This is a genomic window from Cohnella hongkongensis (assembly GCF_042654645.1).
Classification (GTDB): Bacteria; Bacillota; Bacilli; order Paenibacillales; family Paenibacillaceae; genus Cohnella; species Cohnella hongkongensis.
This window is the reverse complement of the sequence record NZ_JBHSEP010000002.1, coordinates 480,320-506,689: the sequence shown is the minus strand read 5'-3', so window position 1 is coordinate 506,689 and position 26,370 is coordinate 480,320. Positions and strand designations below refer to the sequence as shown.

Below are 26,370 nucleotides of genomic sequence, written 5' to 3'. Positions count from 1 at the left end.
GATTGTCGTATCAAAAGACGCTGTCAGCATTGTGGATATCCTTATTTCTTGTTCTTTCATTATCCCATCAATCAAGCTACGCATCCGGGCAAAGCGGAGAAATGCAAGCATCAACAGCGACCGCATCAACCATGCTTGATGATAAGACAGGCAGGAAGGAACTAGTGGAGGAACGTACAGCCAACACGAAGCACTATCTGCTGGAGAACGGCTCGAGGCAGATGGTCTCTACGTTGGAGCCCCAGCACTATCTGGACCAGAATGGTAACTGGCAGGATATCATCCCCACATTAATCGAAGAAGCGGAAATTCAAGATCTGAATATGCCGATGTCACGTGAAGTCTTTAGCGAAGTCAAACAAATGATTAAAAAGAACAAGGAACTAAATCGGCAAAAAACGTTTGACGATGACAATACCTCATACAAAGCTCTACAGGTTCCATTCAATGTTTCATTGCCTAAAAATTTTCAGCAAGGCTATCGTATTCAGAAAGGGCAGGACCAACTTACGTTCAAGCCGATCGGAGCTAACAAAGCAAAGGCTAATTTGACAGACAAACAGACATTGACATATGTGGACGTTTGGGAATCGACGGATGTGTCGTTAAAGGTGCTTGGCGGGGGAGTGAAAGAAACCTTTATCCTTAAGGATAAAAATGCGCCATTGACCTTTTCGTTTGAAGTAGAGGGGGATTTTAACCCGGAATTGGCTACTGATCAGCTTTTTGTTTTGCCGGCTTGGCTGATCGATGCCAATGGAACGTTCAGGTCTGTTGAGCAGGTTTTGAGAAAGCAAGGAAATAAGCAATACATCGATCTTACTGTGGATGACTCAGGGTTAGTTTATCCGATCGAAGTGGATCCTACAGTGACAACATCCGTAACGCAGATTGCAAATCAATTCGCCTATCCATACGTTTCAGGCGGTCTATCTTACTCTTCTCCTGCTTCCGGAATATACGTTGGCGGCAAAGCGTATACATACGGTTCTATCGGTTTTATGAATTTCGATTTGTCTTCTATTGAAGGGGTTGTCCAGAGCGCCTACTTAACCTTGAACCGTTCAAAATCACATCGTGATGACCATGCATTAACTATAGAATTCTATATAAACTCATCGCCTTGGTCGCCGAGCGATCCTTCCCAAGTACCGGGTCAGGGTCAATTAATTAATATTGTTAACACTACTGGAGCTACTAATAGTTACGTACCACCCACTATTGTTACGGGGATGGAGACCTATGTAAGACACGTGCTTGCAGGAAACCCCAATTACGGGATTAAGCTGTTTCCGAGACTTACGGACACCGAAACGCTGCGGTATTATTTCTCTCCGACATTAACTATAACCTATACGCCGATACCCAAAATTACGGAAGTGGTCGCACCCGTCGGAAATCAGTTTTTTGGACCGAACGACAATTCGTTTATTCCGATCATCAAGGTGACGGGACCGGATGCAACCCCACTGACTGCTGCTTATTATCTGGATAATGAAGCATCGCCGCGAGAAACGAAATCGGTCTCCAATCCGCAAACGGCGCAAACGGTCAGCTTTAGCGCGATGAATATAGGTGCATTGGCAGAAGGGAAGCATACGTTCAGATTTACCGTCAGCAACGGGAGACAGACGGGTCAAAAGTCGGTCGATGTATATGTGGATAAAACCGCGCCTTCGTTAGGTTCAGTAAACATTACGTCTACCAGTAGTTCGGTTTCGATTTCCGGTTCCGCAAGCGATGGCGGTTCAGGTCTGGAAGCGTCCGCGTATCGTTATACCGTCGGAACAATGACAAGCGGTTGGACTAGCCAAACGTCATACACGGTTTCAAATTTGATGCCTAATACGGTATATCAGGTGAAATTCGAGGCGAGGGACAAGGTCGGCCTTGTTTCTTCACGCGAGCAGCAGATCTATACAGCAGCTCAGAATCCTGCGTTATCCATAACCCGTTCTATGGAAACCAGCTTGGATCTATCCATCAACGATACCAACCCGGTTGAAACCAAATACGTCATTCAGGCGGGCGACCGTTACGTTAACGCGAATGGAACATTAACCGCCGCTCCCGTCTGGTTTGCTCCAGTCAATAAAAAGATCACCGTAACCGGACTTACGGCAAATACTTCGTACGCTTTGAAAGTAAAAGCGCGGAACGGAGCAGGAGTCGAAACCGCTACAAGTGCAGTCCTAACGGGAATGACGCTTGCCGCTCCTCCTACCGCGATTACACCAATCGCTAAGCAGCGCTCGATCACATTGTCCTGGCCTGCGATTAGCGGAGCGATGGGCTACGACGTAGAGGCGGATGGCGCAATTATTCCTAACGGCGCTTCCGCGACCTATGTGCATAACAATCTTGCTCCCAATACTCCGCATAAGTATCGAGTGCGGGTCATCAATGCGGGTGGAACGGGGAACTGGAGCCCGCTGATTACAGTATATACTCTGCCTAATCCGCCGCCGATACCGGTCAATATACAAACGACATCGACGCAAACGGAGGTTACGGTCACCTGGGACACCTCTGTAGCCGCTGACGGGTACGATATTGAAGCGGACGGGAAAGTGATCGATGCCGGCAATCTTTCATCCTACGTGGATAAGGGATTGCAGCCTTTAACCAAACATACCTACCGAGTCAGAGCGAAGAATGCCGGGGGGGCCAGCGAGTGGAGCAGTGCGGTTACGTCAATCACCCTGCCGTATCCGCCGAGCGTACCCGAACAGCTTGCTGCCCAGCCGACTATTCATCGGATTACGGTGAATTGGGCCCCGGTCGATGGTGCCGATCGTTACGAAATTGAGGCGGACGGAGCGATTCTCGATAACGGGACCCGTACGACATACATCCATGAGGGGTTGGATCCGCTAAGCGGGCATTCGTACCGGGTCAGAGCCGTAAATGCGGGAGGGACAAGTCCGTGGAGCCTGCCGCTGGATGTAACAACGCATCCGGAAAAGCCGGATATTCCGACGAATATCATGATGACGGCGGATGAAACGGCAATCTCTTTGATTTGGTACGAGGTGCCGCACGCGGAAAGCTATGACATTGAAATCAACGGGATAACGATCATGAATTCGACAAGTGCGCAATTTATTCATACCGGCTTATCGCCCGATAGCAGGCATAAGTATCGGATTCGCGCAGTCAATATAAGCGGAAAGAGCGAATGGAGCAATCCTGTTGCGATGAAGACGCTGCCGGGACAAAGCGATACAAGCGATTTTCTTACGAATATCGCAGCAGTGGTGACCAATTCATCCATTACCCTATCCTGGGACGCAGTCGCTCCTGAAGCGGAGTATGAGGTCGAGGCGGACGGCGTCATTGTGGACAACGGAAGCAGCACATTGTTTCAGCAAACCGGGCTTCCGCCGAATGAATATCACACCTATAAAATCAGGTTGAAGCAGAGCGGGACCTCGGGGGTTTGGGTGGCCGTGCTTTCCTTATCCACTCTGCCGAATCCGCCGGACGCTCCAGGCCAATTGGAGGCATTCCCTACGAACGACAGCATCGAGTTGCGATGGGGGCGGGTCGAGGGCGCAACCGGATATGATATCGAAATCGACGGAAAAACGGTGGACGGTGGCTACAATACGATTTATTTGGATGAAGGCCTATCGCCGGGAACGACTCACACTTATCGGGTGAGAGCGAAGAACATGACCGGAGTAACGGCATGGAGTCCCGTTCTTGTCACGAGCACCACCAATCCAGATTATCGGGTTCAAGTCGTACAAGGGCAAGCCTTTCATTTCTCTTTGCTGGCGTTCGACGTCAAGGATTTCAGCGAGAGAAAGTTTATCGTGACGTACAATCCGGATGAATTGGAAGTCATCGACTTATACAGCTTCACGCCAGAGAAGAATGTTCAGAGTACCGGCACAATTCCCGGCTCTCCTTTGTCGGTGAAGAATGTGCCGGGTATGATCGAATTTCGGGTACATCAAAGCGTTGCGCCCGGTACGGTCTGGTCTGGAGAAATTACGTCGATCGTGTTCAAATCCAAGATCGACGGACAATCTTTCATACAATTTAGAGTGGAATAAAGCGTCGAGGTGAGAATATGAAAACCGGATCTAAAAGAATTTATAAATGGCTAGCCATCTGTCTCGGTGCAGTTTTAGTGCTGCAGCTGCTGACGGGAATTGGCTTCAATCCGAAAAGCGCATCGAGCATCACCGCATCTGCAGAAAACGCTGACGATGAGAAGCGCATTGCGGTGGAATTATCGAACCTTTCCGGGGCAAGCCAAGAGGAAATTTTGCAATGGAGAAGCACCGGGAAATCATGGAACGATATTATCGCCTTGCTCTCCGAACGGGATGACGGTTTGAACGGAGTCGCAAAAGCCGGGAGGAGCCAGCTTCTTGCCGATAGCGGCTTGGATGAGGACTTCATTAAGAAATTAACGGATGCAGGCTTTACTCAGGCCGAAATAACGGAAGCCAAGCTGCTAGCGGAAAGAGTTCTTTTCCAACTGCAGGAAATCGTTCGTTCCGTTGACAATCGTCCGGAGCAGCCTATAGCGGACTTAAAGGACGAGAATCAAGACAGCAAGGATTTGAACGCATACATCCAGATCGGCGCTCAATTCAACTTGAAAACGGCGGTATATGCCATGACCGTATTAAAAAAGGAATTCGGGAGCATCGATAATGTGATGAACGAGTATCTTTTTGCGCTGCAAATCGGCTTAAATTTTGAGGAATATTTCACGGATAAGGAAAAGTATTTTCAGGATAAAGCAGATAAGAGTATCGGCATCAACCCGGATTCTGTCATCTCGATCGACAAAATCGAGAATCGAATGCTGGAAGCCATTCATCAGGGCAATGCATTAAGCCAGAGTGACTTCACGACAAGTCATAATGCAGCAGCTTTCCCTGTCGAATCGCAAATGAATCATCCGCTGCCGGATGTTCCGAACCCGAATGCGATAAACATAAAGCCCGAGAATCCGACCGATGCCGTCATGAAAGAAATTCAGTCGATCGACCCCAATAGGCAGTAGGAGGCTTGACCTATGAGAAAAATATCGAAGTTATTTCTGGTAGCCATCATAGTCGCCATGACATTGCCGGCCGGATATGCCGCATTTGCCATGGTGAGCTCGACTTCCGCTACAAGTTCGACGGCCATGCCGCCGGCTCTTGATTCGTCTGCGATGGATGTCATCAACGCAGACTCCATTGTGATCTCGCAGCAGGTTTTAGACAAGATCAAGCAGTCTGACCCGGGCAACTACGAAAAAAATGTGACCCATTACAAGAATCTATTGATCGAATTGAGCGTTCACGACAAATACAAGCAAGAGATCGAGAGACTAGTAGCGGAGAACCATAAGCTGCCGAATGTTCTGATCGCCTATGAATTTTTATATCAGAGCTATGGTCAGTTAAGCGATCTTGAACGGATGGTAGTAAACAAGAAGGGCGGAAAAGCGTGGAGCGCCATTTTTTCCGAATACGCCGAAGCTCATCCCGTGTTTACTCCCAGAGCTTTCGATTCGGCTTATCTCGAACAGCTGATGCAAACCCCTAATTTAAGCACGGACGATATCATGATTGCCGATAGAGTCTCTTTTGCGCTAGATAAGCCTTTTGAGGAGATTATAGGCGATAGGCTTAAGGCGATCAGTTGGAAGGCGGTGAGTGCCGATCTCGGCATTCTCTACAATGCGGATCAGCTCCCTCGTGTGCAAATTACCGCTGAACAACTGGATAAATACACCGCATCCGGAAAATTGACCGAAGATCAGGTGGCCCAAGCCTTTGTCATCGCCAACAAAGCAGGGAAGAATGTGGACTCGGTTATCGAGCAAATCAAAGCAGGCTACTCGGAAGAAGCCATTTTGGCGCAAGCTTATACGGAAAAGTATGAATGAAAGGGGGACGCCTAGCTGAAACCGTATTCTAAAATTTTGTTTTTCGGCTTTCTGTTTTTGGCCGTCCCCTTGCGGGCTGCCTATGCCGAAACGTTGGAAGATCAATTGAACAATGTAGTTGGACCCAAACAGCAGTATAACACGATGCTGTCGCCTGTATATTTGCAAAACAACAAGTCCGAAGAGCATATCAGCACCCAGAATGGCGAGTTGACTTTAACGCAGATCGATTACGTGCTGCCCGGACGTAACGGACTGGATTTGGAGATTAAGAGAATCTATAAAAATGATACGTCCAATGTACAAGAAATGAAGGTCAAATATCTGAATGGCGCATGGGTGGACTATGTTTCTTCAGATATGAAGACTTCTTCTTTTAATGAAGATCGCTATAATCTCGGCATCGGCATGCGCTTTTCCTTTCCTATGATTGAAGTTCGACAAAATTCCGACGGTACGAGCACCGACTTTCTGCATACGGAGAACGGGGATGTCTACCGTTTGAAAGCCGATACGATGTCAGGAGCACCGGTTCTGCTGCCAGAAGGACAGACGATCAAGGATGTCGTAGTGAGATACGCTTCTGCGTTCAGTAACGGTCAGACCGACGGCACTTCCAAGTTCGTTATGACAGATAAGGCGGGGAAAAAGACTTATTTCGCAGCGGACGGCCGGATTCTGGGCATGGTTGACCGATACGGAAACACGATCAAGTTCGAATATACGACTCTGTCTTATACGATCGACGGGCAAACGGTCAACAAGAGATTGATTTCCCAGATCACCGATACGATCGGCAGAGTGACGACAATCGAATACAAAGAAGATCCGTCGTTTACCGTCGGTCTCATCGAGAATCCTCCTTACAGCGCAAGCGACAGCTATAAAGCGTCTCAAAATCCGAATAACACCGATTCCGGCGATCTGCAGGGCAAGTTCCAGGTCATCGTCCGTCTGCCCGGAAATAAACAGATCGTATACGACAAATCGGCGGTGTTGGTCAGTTCGTCCAAGCATGTCATGCGCACAAGGCTGCAAAGGGTTTTCGATGCAGATAACCATGTGAAATATCACTATTGGTACGAGCAGCCCGAGCTTGGCTTTACTTACATGAACGGTAAGAACTACGCCGTGTACAACCGCTACGAGAATCTGGTGCAGATCGATTACGCCAAAACGAACCGGATCAAGCGCTATGCTTACAATACATACACAAAGCGGCTGAGCTCGGGCAGCATGCAATACCGCAAAATTTTTGAAGCCGAAGAGCGGATTAAAAAAAGCTATGACGCATCCAAGAGCGGCTTCTTAGACCGTTTCGTTACGGAAATTAAAAACAAAACCGGGTACAGCTATACGAACGAGCCGGACGGATTCGGCACCTCGGGATACAATGAATATAACATGGCTTATTTGAAGGATACGTATCGCTATTCTACGCAGATCAAAGAACTGAATGGCAGCACAACAACCTACACGTATGACGGATTGCATCAATTGATTATGAAGGAAAGCAAAGGCCATGATCATAACGAGACGACGACCACCGAACACGACGAAATGAAGCTAATCAAAAAGAAAGAAACGGTATCGTTGCAGGTCGTGGACGGAAAAGCGCAAGGCGCATCTGTGAAAAAAATTGAAAATTACCGTTATGACGAATACGGGAATTTGACCAACTATACAGGGCCCGAAGCTACGCGGGATACGAACGGCTATCCGCTCGACAGCAAGCATACTGTTGTGTATACGTATGCCTATGACAAATTTCACGTTCTCACATCGAAGACCTGGAATATAGACAAAATCACCAATTCGCAGATTCTTTACGATGTCGACAATAAAGGAAATGTAATCAAGGAAACCAAAGTAAACGTCGGGGACGCTGCAAACTGGACCACGATCGATTATCAATATGACAGCTATGGCAACGTAACGCAGAAAAAGCAGAATGCGAGCGGTCAATCTTTTGTAACGAATTATGAATACGGAGTTGATGCGAGTGGCAAGGACACAAAAGGAGCATATTTGTCGAAAAAATATACCGTTGTCGACGGAATCCCATTGGCTCATACGTACGCCTATGATTTTAATACGGGCAACTTAACTATAGAAGTGGATCCGAATGGCAACCAGACCGTTTACGAATATGATGTGCTTAGCAGAGTGACTCAAACCAACCTGCCCGACGGATCTCTCAAAAAGTACGTTTATCAAGAGAATCCTTATGCCGATATGAACATTCAATATACGGATCCTAATGGAAACCAATTCAGTTACACCTACGATATTCTGGGAAATCTGCTGCAATCCATGTTGCAAGCCGACGGTCAGATGCAAACGCTAACGACTTACGAATACGATGCCAAAGGAAACAAAACCAAAGAAACGGATGCGAACGGCCACAGCATCCTGTACGCCTATGACAGTGCGTATGGACTCGTTCGTAAAACCTATAAGGAAAAAGACACGATCGACAAAGGCTCCATTGTCGTTAAATACACGATATTAAACGACCGCGACACTCCTCTTCTCGTCACGATCACGGATCAGGACGGGTATGCGAACAAATACTATTACGACATTCTGAACCGACTGGTCAAGCTGGAAAAGACGCCGGACAACAGTCATTTTTTCTCTACCATCTACTCGTACAATTTTGTGGGAGACTTGTTGTCCGAAACCGACGCCAGAGGCGGAGTGACACGCTATGAGTACGATTATCAGAGCAGGCGGATAAAGAAGATCGATACGCTCGGGAATGAAACCGGGTACGTGTATAATGCTCTGGATCAGATTTCGCAGCAAGCGGAGCCCGGGGGCAAAATGACTCGGATACTCTACGATGCAGCAGGTCGGGAAACCGAACAGAGGGTTCATGAAAATGAATCCACTGATTATTTCTACACAAAATATAGTTATGATGCGGCGGGCAACACCGTTAACGTCAAGAAGGGTCAAATCGTGCGCGGACTGGACAGTGTCGCTTCCGACATTTCCTACGCGTATGACTCTATGAATCGCGTATCCGATGAATATCATAAAATCGACGTAGGCCGTAAGTCGCATATCCATTATCGCTATGACCCGAACGGGAATAAGACGCAGGAGCTCCGCTATGCGGATGCAGGAGAGAATGAGTTCCTTGCCTATACGTACGACTACGACTATGCCGGCCGCGTCAAGGAAGAAAGCGGGACCTTGAGGGCAGCGGGCGGCGGCAGCGGTGACGATGTGCAAGGGAATTACAACAAAAAATACATTTACGATGACGTCGGCAACCTTATTGAGGAGCATGTAGATAACGGCAGCGGGTATGATGTGACCGCTTATACTTATGATTACCTGAATCACGTTGTCGAGAAAAAAGAACCTTTTACCGAAAGCAGTTCTTTCAAATATACCACCTATAAGTATGACAAACGGGGGAACCAAGTCTCGGCAACGATGACGGTTCAGGGGCAGGCGGCTACGGTGTCCATTGCTTACGACGGTCTGGGAAGACAGACGAGCACGATCGATCCGCTCGGCAATATGACCCGGTTCGTGTATGACGAGAACGGAAATCTCATTAAAAAAATCGATCCGCGGTACATGTCGCAATCTACGGATCAAGCGCCCGGTATCGAATATGCCTATGACGCGCTGAACCGTTTGGTGAAAACTTCTGTCTATGATGGCACCGCACGCACGGTAACGGATTACAGAGAATATGACGGCAGAGGCAACCTGACTCTGGAAGCGGACGGGGAAGGATACATCGAGAGCGATCCGGCCCGATCTGTAGGCAAAAAGTACGTGTACAACGTTCTTGACAAACAAACCGCTTTTATATCTGCGCAAACGGCGGAAGAAAATCGGATGAACGGGACCCATAAGGTGACGGCTGAGTATACGTACGATGCCACCGGCCATGTGCTCTCGCAAACGGACGCGCTGGGAAATCGAACAACGAACGCCTATTATTTGAACGGAATGCTGAAAGAAACCGTGTATCCGGACGGCAAGAAGGAGCTTTACGATTACGATCTCACGGGAAAAATCCGGGCCGCCAAGACGGACCGGGCAGGTCACACGACGAAGGCTTACAGCAACGTTTTTGGAAAGCCTTATCGCATAAATTACCCTGACGGAACCTCTAAAATATTAAAGTATTCATCGAAGGGAGAGTTGACGGAAAGCGTCGACCAGGCGGGAAATCGGACCCTGTACAATTACGATCCTTCCGGGAACGAAACGTCCAAGCGGGAATTTATCCGTACGGACGGCGCATACGATATCTACAAGCTGACTCAAAAAGCGTACGATGAAGCTAACCGCCTGATCGCGCAGGAAACCTTGGAGGCTCGAAAACCGCGAGGCGGCAGCGGCGAAACGGCCTTATCCTCCGGAGATAAAGTTCAGAATACCTATGACAAGGCGGGACGCTTGATTCGCGTATCCGGTCCGTTCGGAAGGGAAAAGGATTACGAATACGATCGTGCCGGCAACCGGGTAACGGAGAAGCAAAAAGTATCCGACAGCTATACGGACGTCAAGCGATTCGCATATGACGTGCAATCCCGGCTTGTCAGCGAATCGACGCTGGTTCAAACTTCCGGCTTGGAAATGCAGGCTTTAGCAGGGGCCAAGTTCGACAACGAATATGCGGATCGGGTACTATCGACGACATCGTACATGTACTATAAAAACGGTCTGATCAAGAGCAAAACGGACCCTAATGGCAACAAAACCACGTTTATTTTCGATGCGGATGGAAAGCTGACGAAACAGACCGATCCGCTGCTGGCGGCGACCGAATACCGCTATGACGACAACGGCAATCTGATTGAGCAATTGGATGCAAGGGGCGTTTCTACACGCTACGAATATGACGGGCTGAACCGCCTGATCCGGCAAATCGCTCCTGCAGCGGACGGATCTGACGCGACAACCCGTTACCTGTTTGATGCTATGGGCAATCTAATTAAGCAGATCTCACCGAACCAGTATGATCCGGCAAAGGATACAGCCGATCAGGCGTTGACGATGATCGGAACTTCCTACATTTACGACAACATGAACCGCTGGATTTCTACAGTTTCTCCCGATGGAGACCGGCTCACCTATATTCGATACGATGCCAACGGCCGGGTGCAAAAAACGGTAGACGGTTTGCGCTACACGGGAAATATGGAAGCATCTCAAGGAATTGCCTACGAATATGACGGATTAGGCCAGCTCGTTAAGGAAACCGATGCATTAGGCAATGCCACGTTGTATGCTTACGATGTATTGGGACGTCTGATTCGTCAAATCGACGCGAATGGCAACACGACCGTCTACGATTACAACCCGGACGGTACGCTGAAGTCTGTCGCCTATGCCGATGGAGGCGAGGTTTCGTTCGGCTACGACAAACTCGGCCGCAAAACCGTGGAAACGGATCAACTCGGCAATACGACAAAATATGCTTATAACGGTTTAGGCAAACAAAGAACAGTTACCGATCCTTACGGAAATACGCAGGAATTCAAAACCGATCTGGCGGGGAATCTGATTTCCCAGAAGGACAAGCGCGGCAGCGTCACGTTGTTCAAATATGACGCCAATCATCGGATGATCGAAAAGCGGACGCCGCTTGAATTCGATGCCGGCGGTAACGTTGTGTACGCTGTGGAAACGACCGTCCACGACAAGGTCGGCAACGTAATCAAGCAAGCGATAACCAGTTCGAGGGATACGTCTTTTATTCGTGAGACCAGTTATACGTATACCGACAACAATCTCTTATTAACCGTATCCGACAACGGCGGCGCCTATACGAAATACGCTTATGACAAGAACGGCAACGTGGTTAAGAAGGAAATGCTGCGGGATAAAAACCTGTATGACGTGGAGGAGTTCACGTACGACAACCAGGACAGGAAAATAGCCGATATTCGCTTGGTGGATGAGCAGAATATGGCGGACGCCGCAAGTCTGGCTAATATCGCCTATTTGCGCGATCCGGCGTATCCGGGACAAATTCGTCTAATTACTAGTTACGAGTACGATCTGCTCGGCAACAAAATCAAACAAATCGATCCGCGCGCTTACGCGTTCGCCGCGGAGGACACGGACAATCGCGACAGGTATGCCGTCACGTACACGTACGACGCCTTAAACCGCGTGGACAAAATCATCCGTAAACAGGACGGCCAAGACGTGTACACGCAATACACCTACGACAAGGCCGGTAATAAGATCGCCGTACGCAACGAACGGGGATTCGTCACGACGTATGCTTACGACGGCCTGAATCGTCTAATTACCGTGACCGATTCGCTGAACCAATCGGTGACGACTCAGTATGATTCTGCCGGCAACCGGATCGCGGTGACGAATGCCAAAGGCGACACGATGAGCTTCGCGTACGACAAATTGAACCGGTTGGTCACTACGACAGATGCATACGGCACGATCATCAGCGTGAATGTATACGATGCGAGTGGCAATGTGATCAAAAAGATCGATGCCAAAGGCTACCTCTCCGCCTCTAACGATGCGGCTCGTTACGGAACTCTGTATACGTACGATCTGGCGAATCGGCTGGTCCAAACCGTCGATCCGGAGCTTGCAGCGAAGAACAATCCGGCTTTGTTTCAGGCTGCGTATCGCTATAATGCAGCAGGAGAGAGAACGGAAGAAACCGATGCGCTAGGTAATAAAATGGCATTTGCGTACGATGCGGCAGGCCGCCTTGTTCAGGTGACTGATCCGCTCGGTATCGCGACCACATACGGTTACGACAATGCCGGCAACAAGCTTTATATGACCGATGGCCGCGGCAAAACGATCGAATACGCCTACGGCGCATTCGGCTTGCTGACACAGGTCACCAATGCAGACCGTAAAACGATTGAATACAGCTATGATCTTGGCTTGAACCTAGCTGTCATGATCGATCGCAACGGCAACCATACGCGTTACACCTACGACAACAGAAACCTGCTGTTGACCAAGACCGTCGACGAGACAGGCGATCGGATCAGCTATACGTATGATGAAAACGGGAACCGCGCTTCGATGACCGACGCTAGCGGGACCAGCAGCTATTCTTACGATAGCAACGATAAATTGCTTGAAGTGGTCAAGAACGGTTCGGTCCAATTGGCTTACACCTACGATGCGGTTGGCAACGTCTCGACCGTCACGGATCAGACCGGTTTCGTCACAACCTACACCTACGATCAATCGAGCCGGATGAGCACCGTCGTATTTCACGGAAAAACCGTCGCCTACGCCTACGATCCGAACGGCAATCGGACTTCGATCTCCTATGAAGGCGGAGTAAAGGAGAGCTATACGTACGACAAGAATAATCAGCTGTTAACCTTAACCAACCAAGCGCCGGGCGGCAGCGTCATTTCCCAATACAGCTATACCTACGACTACGTCGGAAAGCAGCTCTCGAAGACCGACGGTTTGGGAACGACGAATTACCTCTACGATGAGGCAGGCCGTATCCTGAAAGTAGAAGCGCCGGGCAAAACGACGATATATGCCTATGACGGGGCAGGCAACCGCCAGACGCTGAACGAAACCTATGCGTCTGATCAACTAAGCGGCTACGTTGATCCGAATACAAAACAGGCACTGCCCTACCGGCTCATGAAGAGTCAGTATGTCTATTCCAACGCGAATGAATTGTTGAAGCTCGTCGAGACGATGTACGATGACAACAACAAGGAAGTGCTGAGCAAGACAACCGATTATCTGTATGACAATAACGGCAACCAACTGCGAGCGAAGGTCAGCTTTGTTCTCCCGTATAACAGCGGCAAGCGGCAAGCGACCGACGGCAGTCTGTTCGGCGATGACGTTGCGGGCGATATCAGTGCCTTGATCGAAAGCGTCAGCAACACCTTTGACGGTTTTAATCGCTTGGTGAAGACGGAGAAGATCAAAGGCGGGAACCGCTCGACGGTCACTTTCGTCTATGACGGTAACGATCTGCGGACGCAAAAGGTCGCGCGTAACTCCGAGGATGGCTATGCGGAGAAGATTACGAACTATATTTATGACCGTCAGCATGTCATCTTGGAGACGGACGCTGCGGGTGCTCGTGCAGTTCGTTACGTGCACGGCATCAACTACATTGCCCGGATTGACGCGTCCAACAAGCTGTCCTACTATTTGTTCAACGGCCACGGCGACGTTGTGCAGACGGTAAGCGAAGCCGGAGAGGTCGAAAACCAGTATGACTATGACATTTTCGGCAACCCGACCTTGACGATTGAGATGTATGCTGCTTCTATCCGCTACGCGGGAGAGTTCTTCGATGCCGAAACCGGTCTGTACTATCTTCGCGCGCGGTATTATGATCCTTATATCGGGCGGTTTATATCGGAGGATACGTACGAGGGGAAAATCAACGATCCGCTGTCGTTGAACCGGTATACCTATGCACATAACGATCCGATCATGTATGTGGATCCGACGGGGCACTGGGTGGAAAGTGATTCAAAACTGAATAAAGAAGCGCAAGCCAAAATCATTGCGCTTACCAGCGCATATTACAAGGCCACTTCTGCCGGGGAAAGGACAGCGATCAAGCAGCAGGCGGAATACATTCGGGACCAGTCCGCTTCCTATGCGTCAGTCGTTACGCCTCTGGTCTTCCAAACGAAGGCGATTGAAACGGTCGTGTCAAAAGCTGTCGACAGCCGCGGCTACATGACGAGCAAGGAATGGGAGAAAGCGACGCAAAGTGCTGGTATGAAAATTACATCCACTCCCAGTGCGAGCGCAAGCAGTGGAAGCACTTCGACGTCTACGACGACAATCATTGGAAGAACAAATCTGACGGTGGATTCCAAGAACATCGTCACGACGAATAAAGAAACGAAAGAAGTCACTTCGGCGGCATCGGCAAAAATCAGCTTGTCGTACAACGTCACAGAAAAAGAAGCCAAGTTTGTGCAATCCATGGCTAGCCCGGACATATCGCTGGAACAGGTTCTGGTTGCGCTGGATTTCATGAAGAACAACAATGGGAATATGACCAAAGACGGGTTAAAGCTTGCCGGGATGGACTATCAAAAAGGGTTATTCGGTACAAGTTACGGGGACAACATTAGTAGCATAGAAATGGCGTACGAACTGAGCAATAAAGGATTTACGATGACAGAAGCGGAAATGCTGTATCAGAGAGAGGTTCAAAGCAAAAACCTTGCCATGGCGTTTGGCGCAATGGCAGTGAGAGCAACAAGCAGCGGATTTACGATCAATTCAGGCAGGCTGACGAAGCCTTCAGAGATAACGATTAAGGCTCCGGTTCCCAAACAGCCGACCCCTCAGTTGACCAAACCTACTGCGGGGGATAACATTGGTAGTAACTTGCGGGCTCAGAGTGCGGGGAATGCCGGTTGGAGTATGTCTCGTGGTGGAGATGTAATTAATGGTCGAAAATACTCCGAGCATGCTCTAGAGAGAATGGCTCCTAATACTATTGAGGTAAGAGCAGAGTTAACAACCAGAGCAAAACAATCGGCGGCAAGCAAAGGACTTCAACCTGGATCCAAAGAGTATAATGATTACGTAAAAAAATATGTGGATCCGAGAGGTATCCCTCCGTCAGCAGTTGAGGACACAATTCAGAATGGGACTAAAACGGCAGGTAATACTGCAGGAACGACGGTGCATCGGTGTGTAGATGTCAATGTTGTTACAAATTCAAATGGGGACGTTATTACCGTTATCCCAAAATAGGAGAGGTTCAATGTGTTTACATCCTACAATGAATATGAACTTCTTGAAATATTTGAAAGTGAACCAGTAGCGATTGGGGAATCTGAAGCAGGGATGTTCATCTGCCGAAAAGAGGATGCCTTTGGTTTTAAGTTAACGATGACAGTTTCCATCTATGAAAGGGAATGCCTGCTTGCCCTGACCTATCCCAATCTAAAAGCTCCTATATTCGATTTGAAACTGGTCGAAGTACAGAAGATAAGCACTAAGAATGCAGTATTGAATATTGATTATTGTGAAAAAACTATATCCATCCGTTTTAATCCTAGTTTTTCAGTATCGAACACCTAGACTCTAAGCTTTCGTGCAGCGCTTTGCAGCCTACCACCGACCGGGGAAGCCGCTAAACAGGCCGCTTCTCCGCTTACTCTTTTTGCAAGCGCGGCAGTTTGCTGTAGTATAGTCCTCCACAGTGTTCTCTGCCTGACGGTGGCCCGCAGGGTTCGTCACAACCTACACCTACGATCAATCGAGCCGGATGAGCACCGTCGTATTTCACGGAAAAACCGTCGCCTACGCCTACGATCCGAACGGCAATCGGACTTCGATCTCCTATGAAGGCGGAGTAAAGGAGAGCTATACGTACGACAAGAATAATCAGCTGTTAACCTTAACCAACCAAGCGCCGGGCGGCAGCGTCATTTCCCAATACAGCTATACCTACGACTACGTCGGAAAGCAGCTCTCGAAGACCGACGGTTTGGGAACGACGAATTACCTCTACGATGAGGCAGGCCGTATCCTGAAAGTAGAAGCGCCGGGCAAAACGACGATATATGCCTATGACGGGGCAGGCAACCGCCAGACGCTGAACGAAACCTATGCGTCTGATCAACTAAGCGGCTACGTTGATCCGAATACAAAACAGGCACTGCCCTACCGGCTCATGAAGAGTCAGTATGTCTATTCCAACGCGAATGAATTGTTGAAGCTCGTCGAGACGATGTACGATGACAACAACAAGGAAGTGCTGAGGAAGACAACCGATTATCTGTATGACAATAACGGCAACCAACTGCGAGCGAAGGTCAGCTTTGTTCTCCCGTATAACAGCGGCAAGCGGCAAGCGACCGACGGCAGTCTGTTCGGCGATGACGTTACGGGCGATATCAGTGCCTTGATCGAAAGCGTCAGCAACACCTTTGACGGTTTTAATCGCTTGGTGAAGACGGAGAAGATCAAAGGCGGAAACCGCTCGACGGTCACTTTCGTCTATGACGGTAACGATCTGCGGACGCAAAAGGTCGCGCGTAACTCCGAGGATGGCTATGCGGAGAAGATTACGAACTATATTTATGACCGTCAGCATGTCATCTTGGAGACGGACGCTGCGGGTGCTCGTGCAGTTCGTTACGTGCACGGCATCAACTACATTGCCCGGATTGACGCGTCCAACAAGCTGTCCTACTATTTGTTCAACGGCCACGGCGACGTTGTGCAGACGGTAAGCGAAGCCGGAGAGGTCGAAAACCAGTATGACTATGACATTTTCGGCAACCCGACCTTGACGATCGAGATGTATGCTGCTTCTATCCGCTACGCGGGAGAGTTCTTCGATGCCGAAACCGGTCTGTACTATCTTCGCGCGCGGTATTATGATCCTTATATCGGGCGGTTTATATCGGAGGATACGTATTGGGGCGAGGATGAAAACCCTCTTAGCTTGAATCGGTATACGTATGGTCATAATAATCCAATAATGTTTATTGATCCAACAGGGCACGCTGTATTACGTGGACTATTTGGTGGCTTGGGTAACGTGCTCGGCAGTGGTGTTGGTGGAGGAATAGTAGGCGCCATTATTAAAATAGGTTTAAGTATTACGGACAAAGTAACAAGCAAAAATAATTCAAGTTCAAATAGCTATAATAGCTCTAAAGGTTCTAATGGATCTAACAATCGGAACGATTCAAGTAGTGAGCGTAGAACATATCCTGAAATGGTCAAATCTTCTCTGGATAAATTAATAAATCATGAATTGCCGATGGATGATTATTCGGAAGAAGACGAATCTTCACTGATGAAAAAAGCAATGGAGGGTAGTGTTCAAGAACAAAGAAAAAGGGAACAGTTAATTACGCGAATTGATCAGCAGATTGTAAAAATAAATAGGCTAATCGAGGAGAATAAACGATCACAAGCTATTTCACAAAAGCAAATAGATGAATTAGTGATCCTGAAGAAGAAACTGGAAAGCGTTGATATAAAGAAACCAATAAGCGAAGCGAATCAAACATTAATAAAATTAAATTCTCTTGTAGCGAAAACAGAGGATAGTCTTGCCCGTCTGGAAAAATCCCAAAAAGATTACGAAAACAGCTTTATTCTATTTTCTGCAGTTTTTAATCAAAAACCTAAGAAAAAAGAAACTGATATTTTTGGGGCGTTTACAGGTTCTTTTATTACAACGGTGCTTAACAGAACAGGAGAAACGTTTGATTATGGGATAAACTTGCTTCAGGATCCAAAAGGTACTGGAGAAGCGACCCTGAAAAACCTTAAGGAAACGGGTTTAAATGCATATGAAGTGATAGAATATACATTGAAAGATCCTAAAGGAGCTAAAAAGAATGTAGAACAAATAATAGATGATTTCAAAGGTCTATCCTCTGAGGAAAAGGCTGCGATGGCTGGGTTATTCTTTGGAGAACTCATCCAAGGGGGCAAAACCAAGCTTATACCTAAAAAGGGTTCCGGCCATGATTTGCCAAACGCAATTGAGGGTGCGGGTAAAGCAGTGACCTATTCACCCGCTAATCCAGGGCCTCTAAAGCAAAGCGTAGCAGAAACCTTTAGTGGTGCAACATATAAGCAGGTAGTGTTAACAGAAGATACAACATTTTATAGAGTATATGGCGGAGAGGCAGGAAAGGTCGGCAGCTATATGTCGAGAGTGCCTCAAAATGGTGGAATACAGTCACAGGTAGACCTTGCGTTAAAGCCTGAATGGGGAAATACTACTCAATATGTTACTAAAGTTACTGTTCCAAAGGGTACTGTAATATATGAAGGTACAGCAGCACCTCAAACCATAAATGGGGGAGCAGGTCAATTGATTGGCGGCGGCAATCAAGTTTATATTCCGGAGGTGAATGCAAATTGGTTTGGCAAATAGAATGTGATTGTAATGAAAGGCATGGTATAGATATTGACTCTTTTAAGCTATTTGAAGAAATAAAGTCTTATTTTGATGAACAAGTTAAAAAAGGAGTATTTAAAGACACTCCCGTAACTGAACCGTTTTATGTGGGACGTAGTGATGTTCAAGACATTAACTGGTATGCTTCAAAGTGGTACAAGTGCAATGTATGTGGATGTCTATGGGAGTTCGATTATCCTGACTTCCCTGCCAAAGGATTTGTAAGAAAATTTGAAGATGGAGTGTACCATTCAGACTCACACTAAGCATGTGTTTTCAAAAACAACCTTGATTGGCTACATGCCTTTCAAGGTATCTTTTTTTGGGGGCTACCCAGTGCCGAATAATCCCATCATTCAACCAATAACCCGTATAACCCATGTAATACCCGTATAAAGATATTCTGAAAGATGCAACTCCTCCGACGTCGTTCAGGTTTGAATTAACTAACAATTCGCCCCTGTCGCCAGGAGAGTTTCAACTCGAGTCGGAGTGGCTGGAAGATGCCGAAGGTGTTCGCCCTTTTCCATTCATATCTTCTGTTTACTTCGTAAAACACGGATATCTGCTTTGAGCCAAGAAGGACGTCACAAATATCGCAGATAAAACGTTATACAAAGTAAATACAAGTTCGAGGGAGGGCCAAAGTTGCTAGAACAGGAAACACTACATGCCTTTGTTAGCGGAGATGAGAGAGCGCTTGAAGAAGTAATAGATACATATAGCAAGTCGCTTCTTCGATACTGCATCTCCATTTTGTGTGATGTTGAAGAGGCAAAGGATGTGGTGCAAGATACCTTTATTAAAGCATACGAAAAAAGAAGGCAGTTTCAGCTAGGCACATCGATGAATGCTTGGTTGTATCGCATTGCCTATACAACGGCCATCAATGCGGTGAGAAGGCGGAAACTCAGTTTTAAGCTCTGGAAAGCGAGTGAAGATATGAGCTCTGCTCGAGACATAAGCCCCGCTCAAGAAAGTTACATATCTGAGCCTCTTTATAGTATATTATCGTCTTTATCAGTGGCAGACAGGGCATTGCTTTACGGCAGAGTTTTGGATGAACGGTCATACCAAGAGCTGTCGCACATATTAAGCGTATCAGAATCAACACTTCGAAAACGATTCGAACGGCTGAGGAGCAGACTTGCTAAAGAGGTAGAGCATAGGGAAACTTATGCAAAAGAGGAGTGGGTGCAATGAAGATGGAACTCATCCGAAAACAATTGGAGGAAATTACTCCCCCAGAAGTGCGGTTCAAGCAACATGTATTGCATCAGATTCGAATTCGCAGGCAAAATCGCAAACGACACATGCAGATCTCCGCAGCAGTCGTGCTGCTAGTTGTCATCATTTGTATTGTGCAATTTCAACAGATTGCAGCTATGGCTGAAAATGTATACAGAAGCATTCAAATATCACTCCATAACGAAACCTTGGTTATCGACAACAATCTTGAAATGATACCGATTGAGGTGAATGGTCTCACATGGGTCGGCAAACAGCCGAACAGAGTCGGATATAAGTCTTATACCGATATCAAGGCCGCAGAAGATGAACTTAAGATCAAGCTGTTGCACAACACAATGAGTAACGAATCAACGGTTGATTTCGGCTACTTCGAAAAACGAAATATTGCAGAGCTCTTATTGCGTGATTTTTTCATTGGAGATTTGAAAAACTTCAGTGAAACCATTTTGGAAAACGGTGATAGACAACACACCTACAGTGCAGATCAGGAGACCGTCTATAAGTCTCCTGTAAGTATGAAGGTTTCATTTTTCACTGGAAGAGGCGCAGAATATGAGATGGACAACCTGGATACCTATAATTATGAAGAAAAATATATAAGCCCTGTGAATGGCATTACAGCATACCTTTTAAAAGACACGTTCCAAGCCACGTCTGATGAGAGTAGTCTATTGATTTATGCAGCAGGAAGTATTACAGAGAAGCTTACCGTTTTTGTACACAACAATTTGCTTTATACCATTTACGGAAACATCCCATCCTCGGAGATGAAAAAAATTGTGGACGCTTTTGTAGTTGAAAAATAAGCGGTGACACGGGCAATCAATTGGAGATAAAAAATGAGCTGCGAACCATTTGAACAAGACCCCTGCCTGTTTCTAGTCTTTGTTCTGTCGAAGGAATGTTCTATACCTTTTTTGCTGCTCTGCCTATTTTTCTTCATCCATTCATTCACGGACCTGTTTTGGTCTGTTTTTTCTTTCATGTGTTTTTATACCGTGCGATTTCTGGAGGCGCCCAAGCCGGACAGGAGCATCAGAGTGCTAACGACAAGCAGCAGCAACAGCGGAGGGCCCCAGCTTGCCGTGATGTCATGAAGCAAACCGAACAAGATCGGCCCGGTAGCCGCCAGCAAATATCCAACCGATTGCGACATGCCGGACAGAGAAGCGGAATCGAAGGCATCTTTCGTTCGCAAGCTTAAAAAGATCATGGCCAAGCTGAACGCACATCCACCGCCAATTCCGAGTAAAACGGTCCACAATGGAATAAGCGCATTTCCTCCGAAATAAAGACCTCCCAATGAAACAAACAGCAGACCCGTCATGATGATAACGAGCAAACGTTGCGTCTTCATACGTCCCGCCACGATCGGCACAATGAACGATACGGGCAGCGCAGCAATCTGAAACAGCGACAGCATCCAACCGCCGCTGTCTTCATTCAAGCCCCGGCTTGTCATGATTTCAGGCAGCCAGGCGACCAAAACATAGAACAAGAGAGACTGCATCCCCATAAAAATCGTAACCATCCAAGCCAGTGGCGAACGCCACAGACTTCGGCGCTTCGACGCGCCGATCGTCGCTGCCCCAGCAGACGCAAGACTCGGCCGAGCTTGTGGCAACCAGAACAGCGCGGCCAACAGAACGAGTATGCCCCAAACGCCAAGCGCGCCATTCCAGCCGAAGCCGAGGTCGCGGGCGACTGGAACACTGACACCGGATGCGATCGCCCCGCATAAATTCATTGACACGGAGTACACGCCGGTCATGAGGCCGACTTGATGAGAAAAATCCCGTTTGACCAGACTTGGAATGAGCACGTTGCAAGCCGCAATCGCCAGTCCAATCAAAGCAGTGCCTACAAACAAAGAAGCGGTTGCGGTCAACGAACGGATCGCGATACCCGCCATGAGTAAAACCAGCGCATAAAGCAGGGTTCGCTCCACCCCGAAGCGGCGTGCCAGAATGGGGGCGAACGGTGAGAGCAGCGCGAAAGCAAGCAACGGCAGTGTCGTGAGCAGACCTGCCGTGGCATTCGACAGTCCGAGGGATTCGCGAATCGAGCCGACCAATGGGCCTACCGACGTTAGCGGCGACCGCATGGTCAGTGCGATCAGGACGATGCCAAGGATGATCGGCCAACCCAATGACAACGACTTCTTCGCCATCGTTGACTTCGTATCGCTAAGTACGCTCATGGCCGCTCGCCTCCTTCGATCTCAAGGACAGCTTTCGATTTCGCAATATGACGGTGAACCGTTGCCACGGCACGATCGGCGTCTTGGTCGATAATCGCTTCGACCAGTTGCCGGTGCATCTCCAAGAAATCCGCATCGGCTTCATAACGAGTCAAGCTTGTAATCGAATCCTGTGACGCGTCCGCGATATGGTTATATAATTCGATCAAGATTTCATTATGAGACGCCTCAATGATGCTTTGGTGAAGGCGGATATCTTCCGTTACAATGCCATCCATGTCACCGCGTGCTACCGCCTCCTCCCAGCGTTCCAGTTGGAGAAGAAGCTCGCGCGCTTCGTCGTCCGTTCTGCGCTGTGCGGCCAGATGGGCTCCCTCGCGTTCGAGTGCATGCCGGACTTCCAACGTCTGCAGCGTATCGGAGCGCATGATTCGTTTTTGCAGTACGACTCCCAGCACGCTCGAAGAGCAGACGTACGTTCCGTCCCCTTGCTTCGTCTTCAAGAGTCCCGCGTGGATCAACGCCCGAATGGCTTCTCTCAATGTATTGCGGCTAACATTCAATTCGACCATCAATTCCGGCTCGGCCGGAATACGCATTCCGACAACCCACTTGCCGGATTCGATCTGTCTTTCCATTTGCAATGCGACTTGCTCGACCAGCGTCAGCCGATTTGTTTTTTGAAGCATACGTCAGTCCTCATTTCATCTATTTATCAAACATAGGATGTTTGGTTAATTGGTATTTTAACATGATGATCTTGAGGAAACAACTCCTTGCCATCAAAGCGTTCCCGAAGGCCTTGTCCGTCTTGCGCGATATTATCCAGGTTTTTCTTGCCTCTAGAGGAACTATACTGCGATTGTCGCGTTATATGTATAGCTAGAGAAGACAGCGTCACCGCCAAGTCGACGAACCGGAGCTGTAGGCGACGGCGGCTTGTCGGCACGATCGATTCGAACGCTGCCGGACAGGCTGCCGACCCGGGAAGGAGAAACCGATGAGAGCCAGAGTCCTATATCTGATCGCTGCGGCCGTCATCGCGGCCGTGTGGCTGGCCAATTACGGGTATTACCGATATTACCGGCTGCCCGAGGCGGGTTTTCTCCGCCATTACATAGAGACGACATATACGCCCTCGGTCGCCTTCGACCTGCTATACGTCGCCAACAAGGATGACAAACGCAAGCCCGTCTCCGCAAGCGCGGGCGGCCTGGAGGCGCTGCAGTTCTATCCGGTGCAGGTTCATCAGGAGCTGCGCCGGCAGACGATCTATGTCATGCGCGGCTACTTCGACGAGAACCGGATGCTGGAGCGTCCGGAGCGGGAGCCTCTCAGGTTAAGCGAATTAACGGTGCGCTACAGCGACGGCAGCGAGAGGGTGGAGGACGTCGGAGAGATCATCGTATCTCTTCCGGCTTGGCCGCCGGACACATCGAAGGAAGCTCCGGTTCAGATGAGCTCCGTCACAGGATCGAGTCGTCACGAGGGCTCGGCGATTGTGAGCGCGACCCGGCCGGTAACGCTGACGGGGGTGTCCTCCGCCTGGCTGGAGCGGCTCGGGGATTCGTTCCAGTATGAGATCAAGACGTTCCCGGAACAGGGCGCGCCTTATCCGAAAAGCGCGGCTTATCCTCTAGAGCTGAAGGAGGGGCAGACGCTGATGCTGGAGTACCGGTATCGGCTGCCGGAGACTGGCGACGCCTTATCCGTCTACAGATTGCAGCTGAGAGAGCGCTTCGAGGAGCCTGACGGTGAAACGTACGATTACGTCGTATTCGCCAATTATACGCCGTATCCGACCGATGCCCAGATGCGCGCCTACGTTCGTGAGAAGAGGGGGAGGGGAGAATGAGGAGAGCTTTCGCTCAGCTCGCCTGGGGGCTTGGCTTCGAGCTGATCGACGTGAAGATATCCGAATTCGACCTGCTTCCCGATGTGGTCGGATACGGGCTGATCGTGGCGGGGCTGTCGAAGCTCGGCTTGCGGAACGCCCGGTACAGATGGGCGCGGAATGCGGCCGGCGCGCTGCTCGTTCTGTCGGTCCTGTCGGCATTGGGTCTGGCGCAGACGGAGTATTCGCTGACGGGCGGCATCGAGCCTTCCGTCAACGTGCTGGCGCTGACCGGGATGACGCTGGCGATCGAATTGGCAATGTACTTCGGCATCTGCGACGGAATTCGTCTGGACGCGGCGGAGCGAGGCAAGATGCAGCTGGCCGAATCCGCAGGCAAGCGTTGGCGGCTCGCCTTCGCGGCCGGCGTCGTCATGCAGCTGCTGCTGCCCTTTCAATTGAACTATTCGGTGCAGGAGATGTTTCCCGTCCTGCTGCTGTCGGCAACGGCTTTGCTGATCTCCGGCTTGTCCGTTCTCTTCCTGGCGAGGAGGGCGGCGCGCGAAGTCGCGGCCAATCCGGAGAACGGAGACGGCGATACGGATGGGGGAGCAGGAGCGTTCGTAGATTTGCGCTTGTAGACGAGTGCCGGGGGGAGGAGTACAAGCCATGAACAAGGAAATCCAGGCGTTGGCGCTGGGCCATTATTCGGACGCGATCTATCATCCGTTCGCGGGAGTGGACGAGGAGCTGCGGTACATCTTCCGGGATCGGATCGACGTTAGGTGCACGGGGGATTACGGGATGCTGAAGGAGGAGTATTTGGCTCCCTACCGTCTGTTCATCTCGTATACGGAATTTGTCGAGGAAAAATTGCCGGCGGAGCGCGTCGGGGCTCTGCTGTCGTTCGTAGCGAGAGGAGGAGGACTGCTGGCCGTTCACAACGGCATTTCCCTGCAGCGCAACCAAGAGCTCGCAGCGCTGCTCGGCGGCAAGTTTATGCACCATCCTCCGTTAACCGAGCTGCCGATTCGAATCCGCGAGCCGAATCACCGGATCATGGATCGCGTAGAGCCGTTTACCGTGGAGGACGAGCCTTACCGGTTCGAATTCAATCCCCATATCCGCACGACAATTCTGGCCGAATACGAGCATGACGGTTCGTATTGGCCCGCGGCCTGGACGCATGAGTTCGGGCTCGGCAGAGTCGTTTATCTGATGCCCGGCCATCAGCTGTCCACGTTTAAAAATGAGGGCTACCGCCAGTTGATGGTGAATGCCGGCCTGTGGGCGGCCAGAGCGCTGTAGCCGGGAATTTCGGGCCACTGACGGGACGTCTTGCACTCCCGATGCACGACGGGCCTCGAAACGGGAGGATGGACGCGAATCGGCGCGAAACGCGCGGAAGGGTTACCGCTCTCGAGTCCGTCTAACCTCGGGGGTCGGGGGTCGCATTTTGCGGTCGATTTCGGCCAAGCTTTCGTGTATGATGGTGTTGAATTGACCAAATGAGAAGTAGTTTACAGTTTGCGTAGTTCTTCTATGGTAAGGTTGTGAACCAGAAGCCTATGAGGAGATGAAGACTGTGACGATTAAAGAAGAATTGAAGGGCAAGAACATCATCATTCCCGATAATCCGGTATCGAATTTTCTGTTCAACAATACGAGGTCGGGTCTGCTGTGGCTGGTCGTGCGGCTGTACTTGGGCTATGCCTGGCTGGACGCCGGCTGGCACAAGGTGACCAGCGACGCCTGGGTTGGCAGCAATGCGGGAGCGGGTCTGACCGGGTTCGTGCAGGGCGCGATCGGCAAGGCGGAGGCCGGCAAGGACGTGACAGGCTGGTACGCCTCGTTCCTGGAAAGCGCCGTGCTGCCCAACGCCAAGCTGTTCTCCTATGTGGTGGCGTTCGGCGAAGTGCTGGTCGGTCTCGGACTTATTCTCGGCTTGTTAACGGGAATCGCCGCGTTCTTCGGGGCGTTCATGAACGCAAGCTTCCTGTTTGCGGGCACGCTGAGCACCAATCCGCTGCTGTTTATTCTGGCGACGTGGATCGTGCTTGGCTGGAAGGTCGCGGGCTGGTACGGACTGGACAGATGGGCGCTGCCTTTGCTCGGCACTCCGTGGGGACGCAAGAAGGGCTCGGATCGGTCTGTAGCCGGTTAAATAACGATGGAATAGGCAGAGAGACCGCGCTTGCGCGGTCTCTCTATCGATTGCTTAAGTCAATAGCCTTCGGATCAGCCTCCGATCTAAGCCCGGTTCCCGCCAGGCCTGG

At 49.5% G+C, this 26,370-nt stretch carries 15 protein-coding genes and 1 pseudogene; 14 read left to right on the top strand and 2 right to left on the bottom strand.

Annotated elements, in window-relative coordinates; genetic code table 11:
- The first annotated feature begins 2 nt into the window (after positions 1-2).
- The 10 genes and pseudogenes from ACFO3S_RS05420 (at position 3) to ACFO3S_RS05380 (ending at position 20,866) form a co-directional block, all read left to right on the top strand.
- Positions 3-4,061, top strand: a complete 4,059-nt coding sequence (locus ACFO3S_RS05420) for a fibronectin type III domain-containing protein (protein ID WP_378093094.1) — start codon at positions 3-5, stop codon at positions 4,059-4,061.
- Between the two features lie 17 nt (positions 4,062-4,078).
- Positions 4,079-5,026, top strand: coding sequence for a hypothetical protein (locus tag ACFO3S_RS05415; protein WP_378093092.1), 948 nt, complete (start codon positions 4,079-4,081; stop codon positions 5,024-5,026).
- Between the two features lie 12 nt (positions 5,027-5,038).
- Positions 5,039-5,899, top strand: coding sequence for a hypothetical protein (locus ACFO3S_RS05410; RefSeq protein WP_378093089.1), 861 nt, complete (start codon positions 5,039-5,041; stop codon positions 5,897-5,899).
- A gap of 105 nt (positions 5,900-6,004) precedes the next feature.
- Complete coding sequence (locus tag ACFO3S_RS05405; RefSeq protein ID WP_378093087.1) at positions 6,005-15,631, top strand: RHS repeat-associated core domain-containing protein; 9,627 nt, start codon at positions 6,005-6,007, stop codon at positions 15,629-15,631.
- 12 nt (positions 15,632-15,643) lie between these two features.
- Complete coding sequence (locus tag ACFO3S_RS05400; protein WP_378093085.1) at positions 15,644-15,961, top strand: hypothetical protein; 318 nt, start codon at positions 15,644-15,646, stop codon at positions 15,959-15,961.
- 169 nt (positions 15,962-16,130) lie between these two features.
- Positions 16,131-16,475 (top strand): annotated as a pseudogene (locus ACFO3S_RS27955) (hypothetical protein); the annotation flags it as partial.
- Between the two features lie 81 nt (positions 16,476-16,556).
- Positions 16,557-18,785 carry an RHS repeat domain-containing protein gene (locus ACFO3S_RS05395; protein WP_465251398.1) on the top strand — a complete coding sequence of 743 codons (2,229 nt, stop codon included), beginning with the start codon at positions 16,557-16,559 and terminating at the stop codon, positions 18,783-18,785.
- Complete coding sequence (locus ACFO3S_RS05390; protein ID WP_378093081.1) at positions 18,770-19,075, top strand: hypothetical protein; 306 nt, start codon at positions 18,770-18,772, stop codon at positions 19,073-19,075. The genes ACFO3S_RS05395 and ACFO3S_RS05390 overlap by 16 nt, the downstream gene beginning before the upstream one ends.
- 382 nt (positions 19,076-19,457) lie before the next feature.
- Positions 19,458-20,012, top strand: a complete 555-nt coding sequence (locus ACFO3S_RS05385) for an RNA polymerase sigma factor (protein ID WP_378093079.1) — start codon at positions 19,458-19,460, stop codon at positions 20,010-20,012.
- A complete protein-coding gene (locus ACFO3S_RS05380) occupies positions 20,009-20,866 on the top strand; it encodes a hypothetical protein (RefSeq protein WP_378093077.1) in 858 nt (285 codons plus the stop codon). Before ACFO3S_RS05385 ends, ACFO3S_RS05380 begins: the two co-directional genes overlap by 4 nt.
- A gap of 185 nt (positions 20,867-21,051) precedes the next feature.
- Here the strand turns inward: ACFO3S_RS05380 and ACFO3S_RS05375 are convergent, their stop codons facing one another.
- Positions 21,052-22,260: a CynX/NimT family MFS transporter gene (locus tag ACFO3S_RS05375; RefSeq protein WP_378093075.1), complete on the bottom strand. Its 1,209-nt coding sequence runs from the start codon at positions 22,258-22,260 to the stop codon at positions 21,052-21,054.
- Entirely contained in the window at positions 22,257-22,949 is a 693-nt protein-coding gene (locus ACFO3S_RS05370; protein WP_378093073.1) for a FadR/GntR family transcriptional regulator, read from the bottom strand. Before ACFO3S_RS05370 ends, ACFO3S_RS05375 begins: the two co-directional genes overlap by 4 nt.
- A gap of 311 nt (positions 22,950-23,260) precedes the next feature.
- Between ACFO3S_RS05370 and ACFO3S_RS05365 the strand changes: the two genes are divergently transcribed.
- From ACFO3S_RS05365 to ACFO3S_RS05350, 4 genes are all read left to right on the top strand, one after another.
- Entirely contained in the window at positions 23,261-24,115 is an 855-nt protein-coding gene (locus ACFO3S_RS05365) for a hypothetical protein (protein ID WP_378093071.1), read from the top strand.
- Positions 24,112-24,735, top strand: a complete 624-nt coding sequence (locus tag ACFO3S_RS05360; protein WP_378093069.1) for a hypothetical protein — start codon at positions 24,112-24,114, stop codon at positions 24,733-24,735. The genes ACFO3S_RS05365 and ACFO3S_RS05360 overlap by 4 nt, the downstream gene beginning before the upstream one ends.
- 28 nt (positions 24,736-24,763) lie before the next feature.
- The gene (locus tag ACFO3S_RS05355; RefSeq protein ID WP_378093067.1) at positions 24,764-25,402 is read left to right on the top strand and encodes a ThuA domain-containing protein; all 639 of its coding nucleotides are present in this window, start codon (positions 24,764-24,766) and stop codon (positions 25,400-25,402) included.
- Positions 25,403-25,679: 277 nt separating this feature from the next.
- On the top strand, positions 25,680-26,258 hold the full coding sequence (locus ACFO3S_RS05350; RefSeq protein WP_378093065.1) for a DoxX family membrane protein: 579 nt from the start codon (positions 25,680-25,682) through the stop codon (positions 26,256-26,258).
- Positions 26,259-26,370 lie beyond the last annotated feature (112 nt).

Excerpts from the sequence above, each read along its gene's own strand:
- ACFO3S_RS05415 (WP_378093092.1), top strand. The coding sequence starts at position 4,079 with ATGAAAACCGGATCTAAAAGAATTTATAAATGGCTAGCCATCTGTCTC.
- ACFO3S_RS05410 (WP_378093089.1), top strand. The coding sequence starts at position 5,039 with ATGAGAAAAATATCGAAGTTATTTCTGGTAGCCATCATAGTCGCCATG.
- ACFO3S_RS05395 (WP_465251398.1), top strand. The coding sequence starts at position 16,557 with ATGAAGAGTCAGTATGTCTATTCCAACGCGAATGAATTGTTGAAGCTC.
- ACFO3S_RS05380 (WP_378093077.1), top strand. The coding sequence starts at position 20,009 with ATGAAGATGGAACTCATCCGAAAACAATTGGAGGAAATTACTCCCCCA.
- ACFO3S_RS05375 (WP_378093075.1), bottom strand. The coding sequence starts at position 22,260 with ATGAGCGTACTTAGCGATACGAAGTCAACGATGGCGAAGAAGTCGTTG.
- ACFO3S_RS05370 (WP_378093073.1), bottom strand. The coding sequence starts at position 22,949 with ATGCTTCAAAAAACAAATCGGCTGACGCTGGTCGAGCAAGTCGCATTG.
- ACFO3S_RS05365 (WP_378093071.1), top strand. The coding sequence starts at position 23,261 with ATGAGAGCCAGAGTCCTATATCTGATCGCTGCGGCCGTCATCGCGGCC.
- ACFO3S_RS05360 (WP_378093069.1), top strand. The coding sequence starts at position 24,112 with ATGAGGAGAGCTTTCGCTCAGCTCGCCTGGGGGCTTGGCTTCGAGCTG.
- ACFO3S_RS05355 (WP_378093067.1), top strand. The coding sequence starts at position 24,764 with ATGAACAAGGAAATCCAGGCGTTGGCGCTGGGCCATTATTCGGACGCG.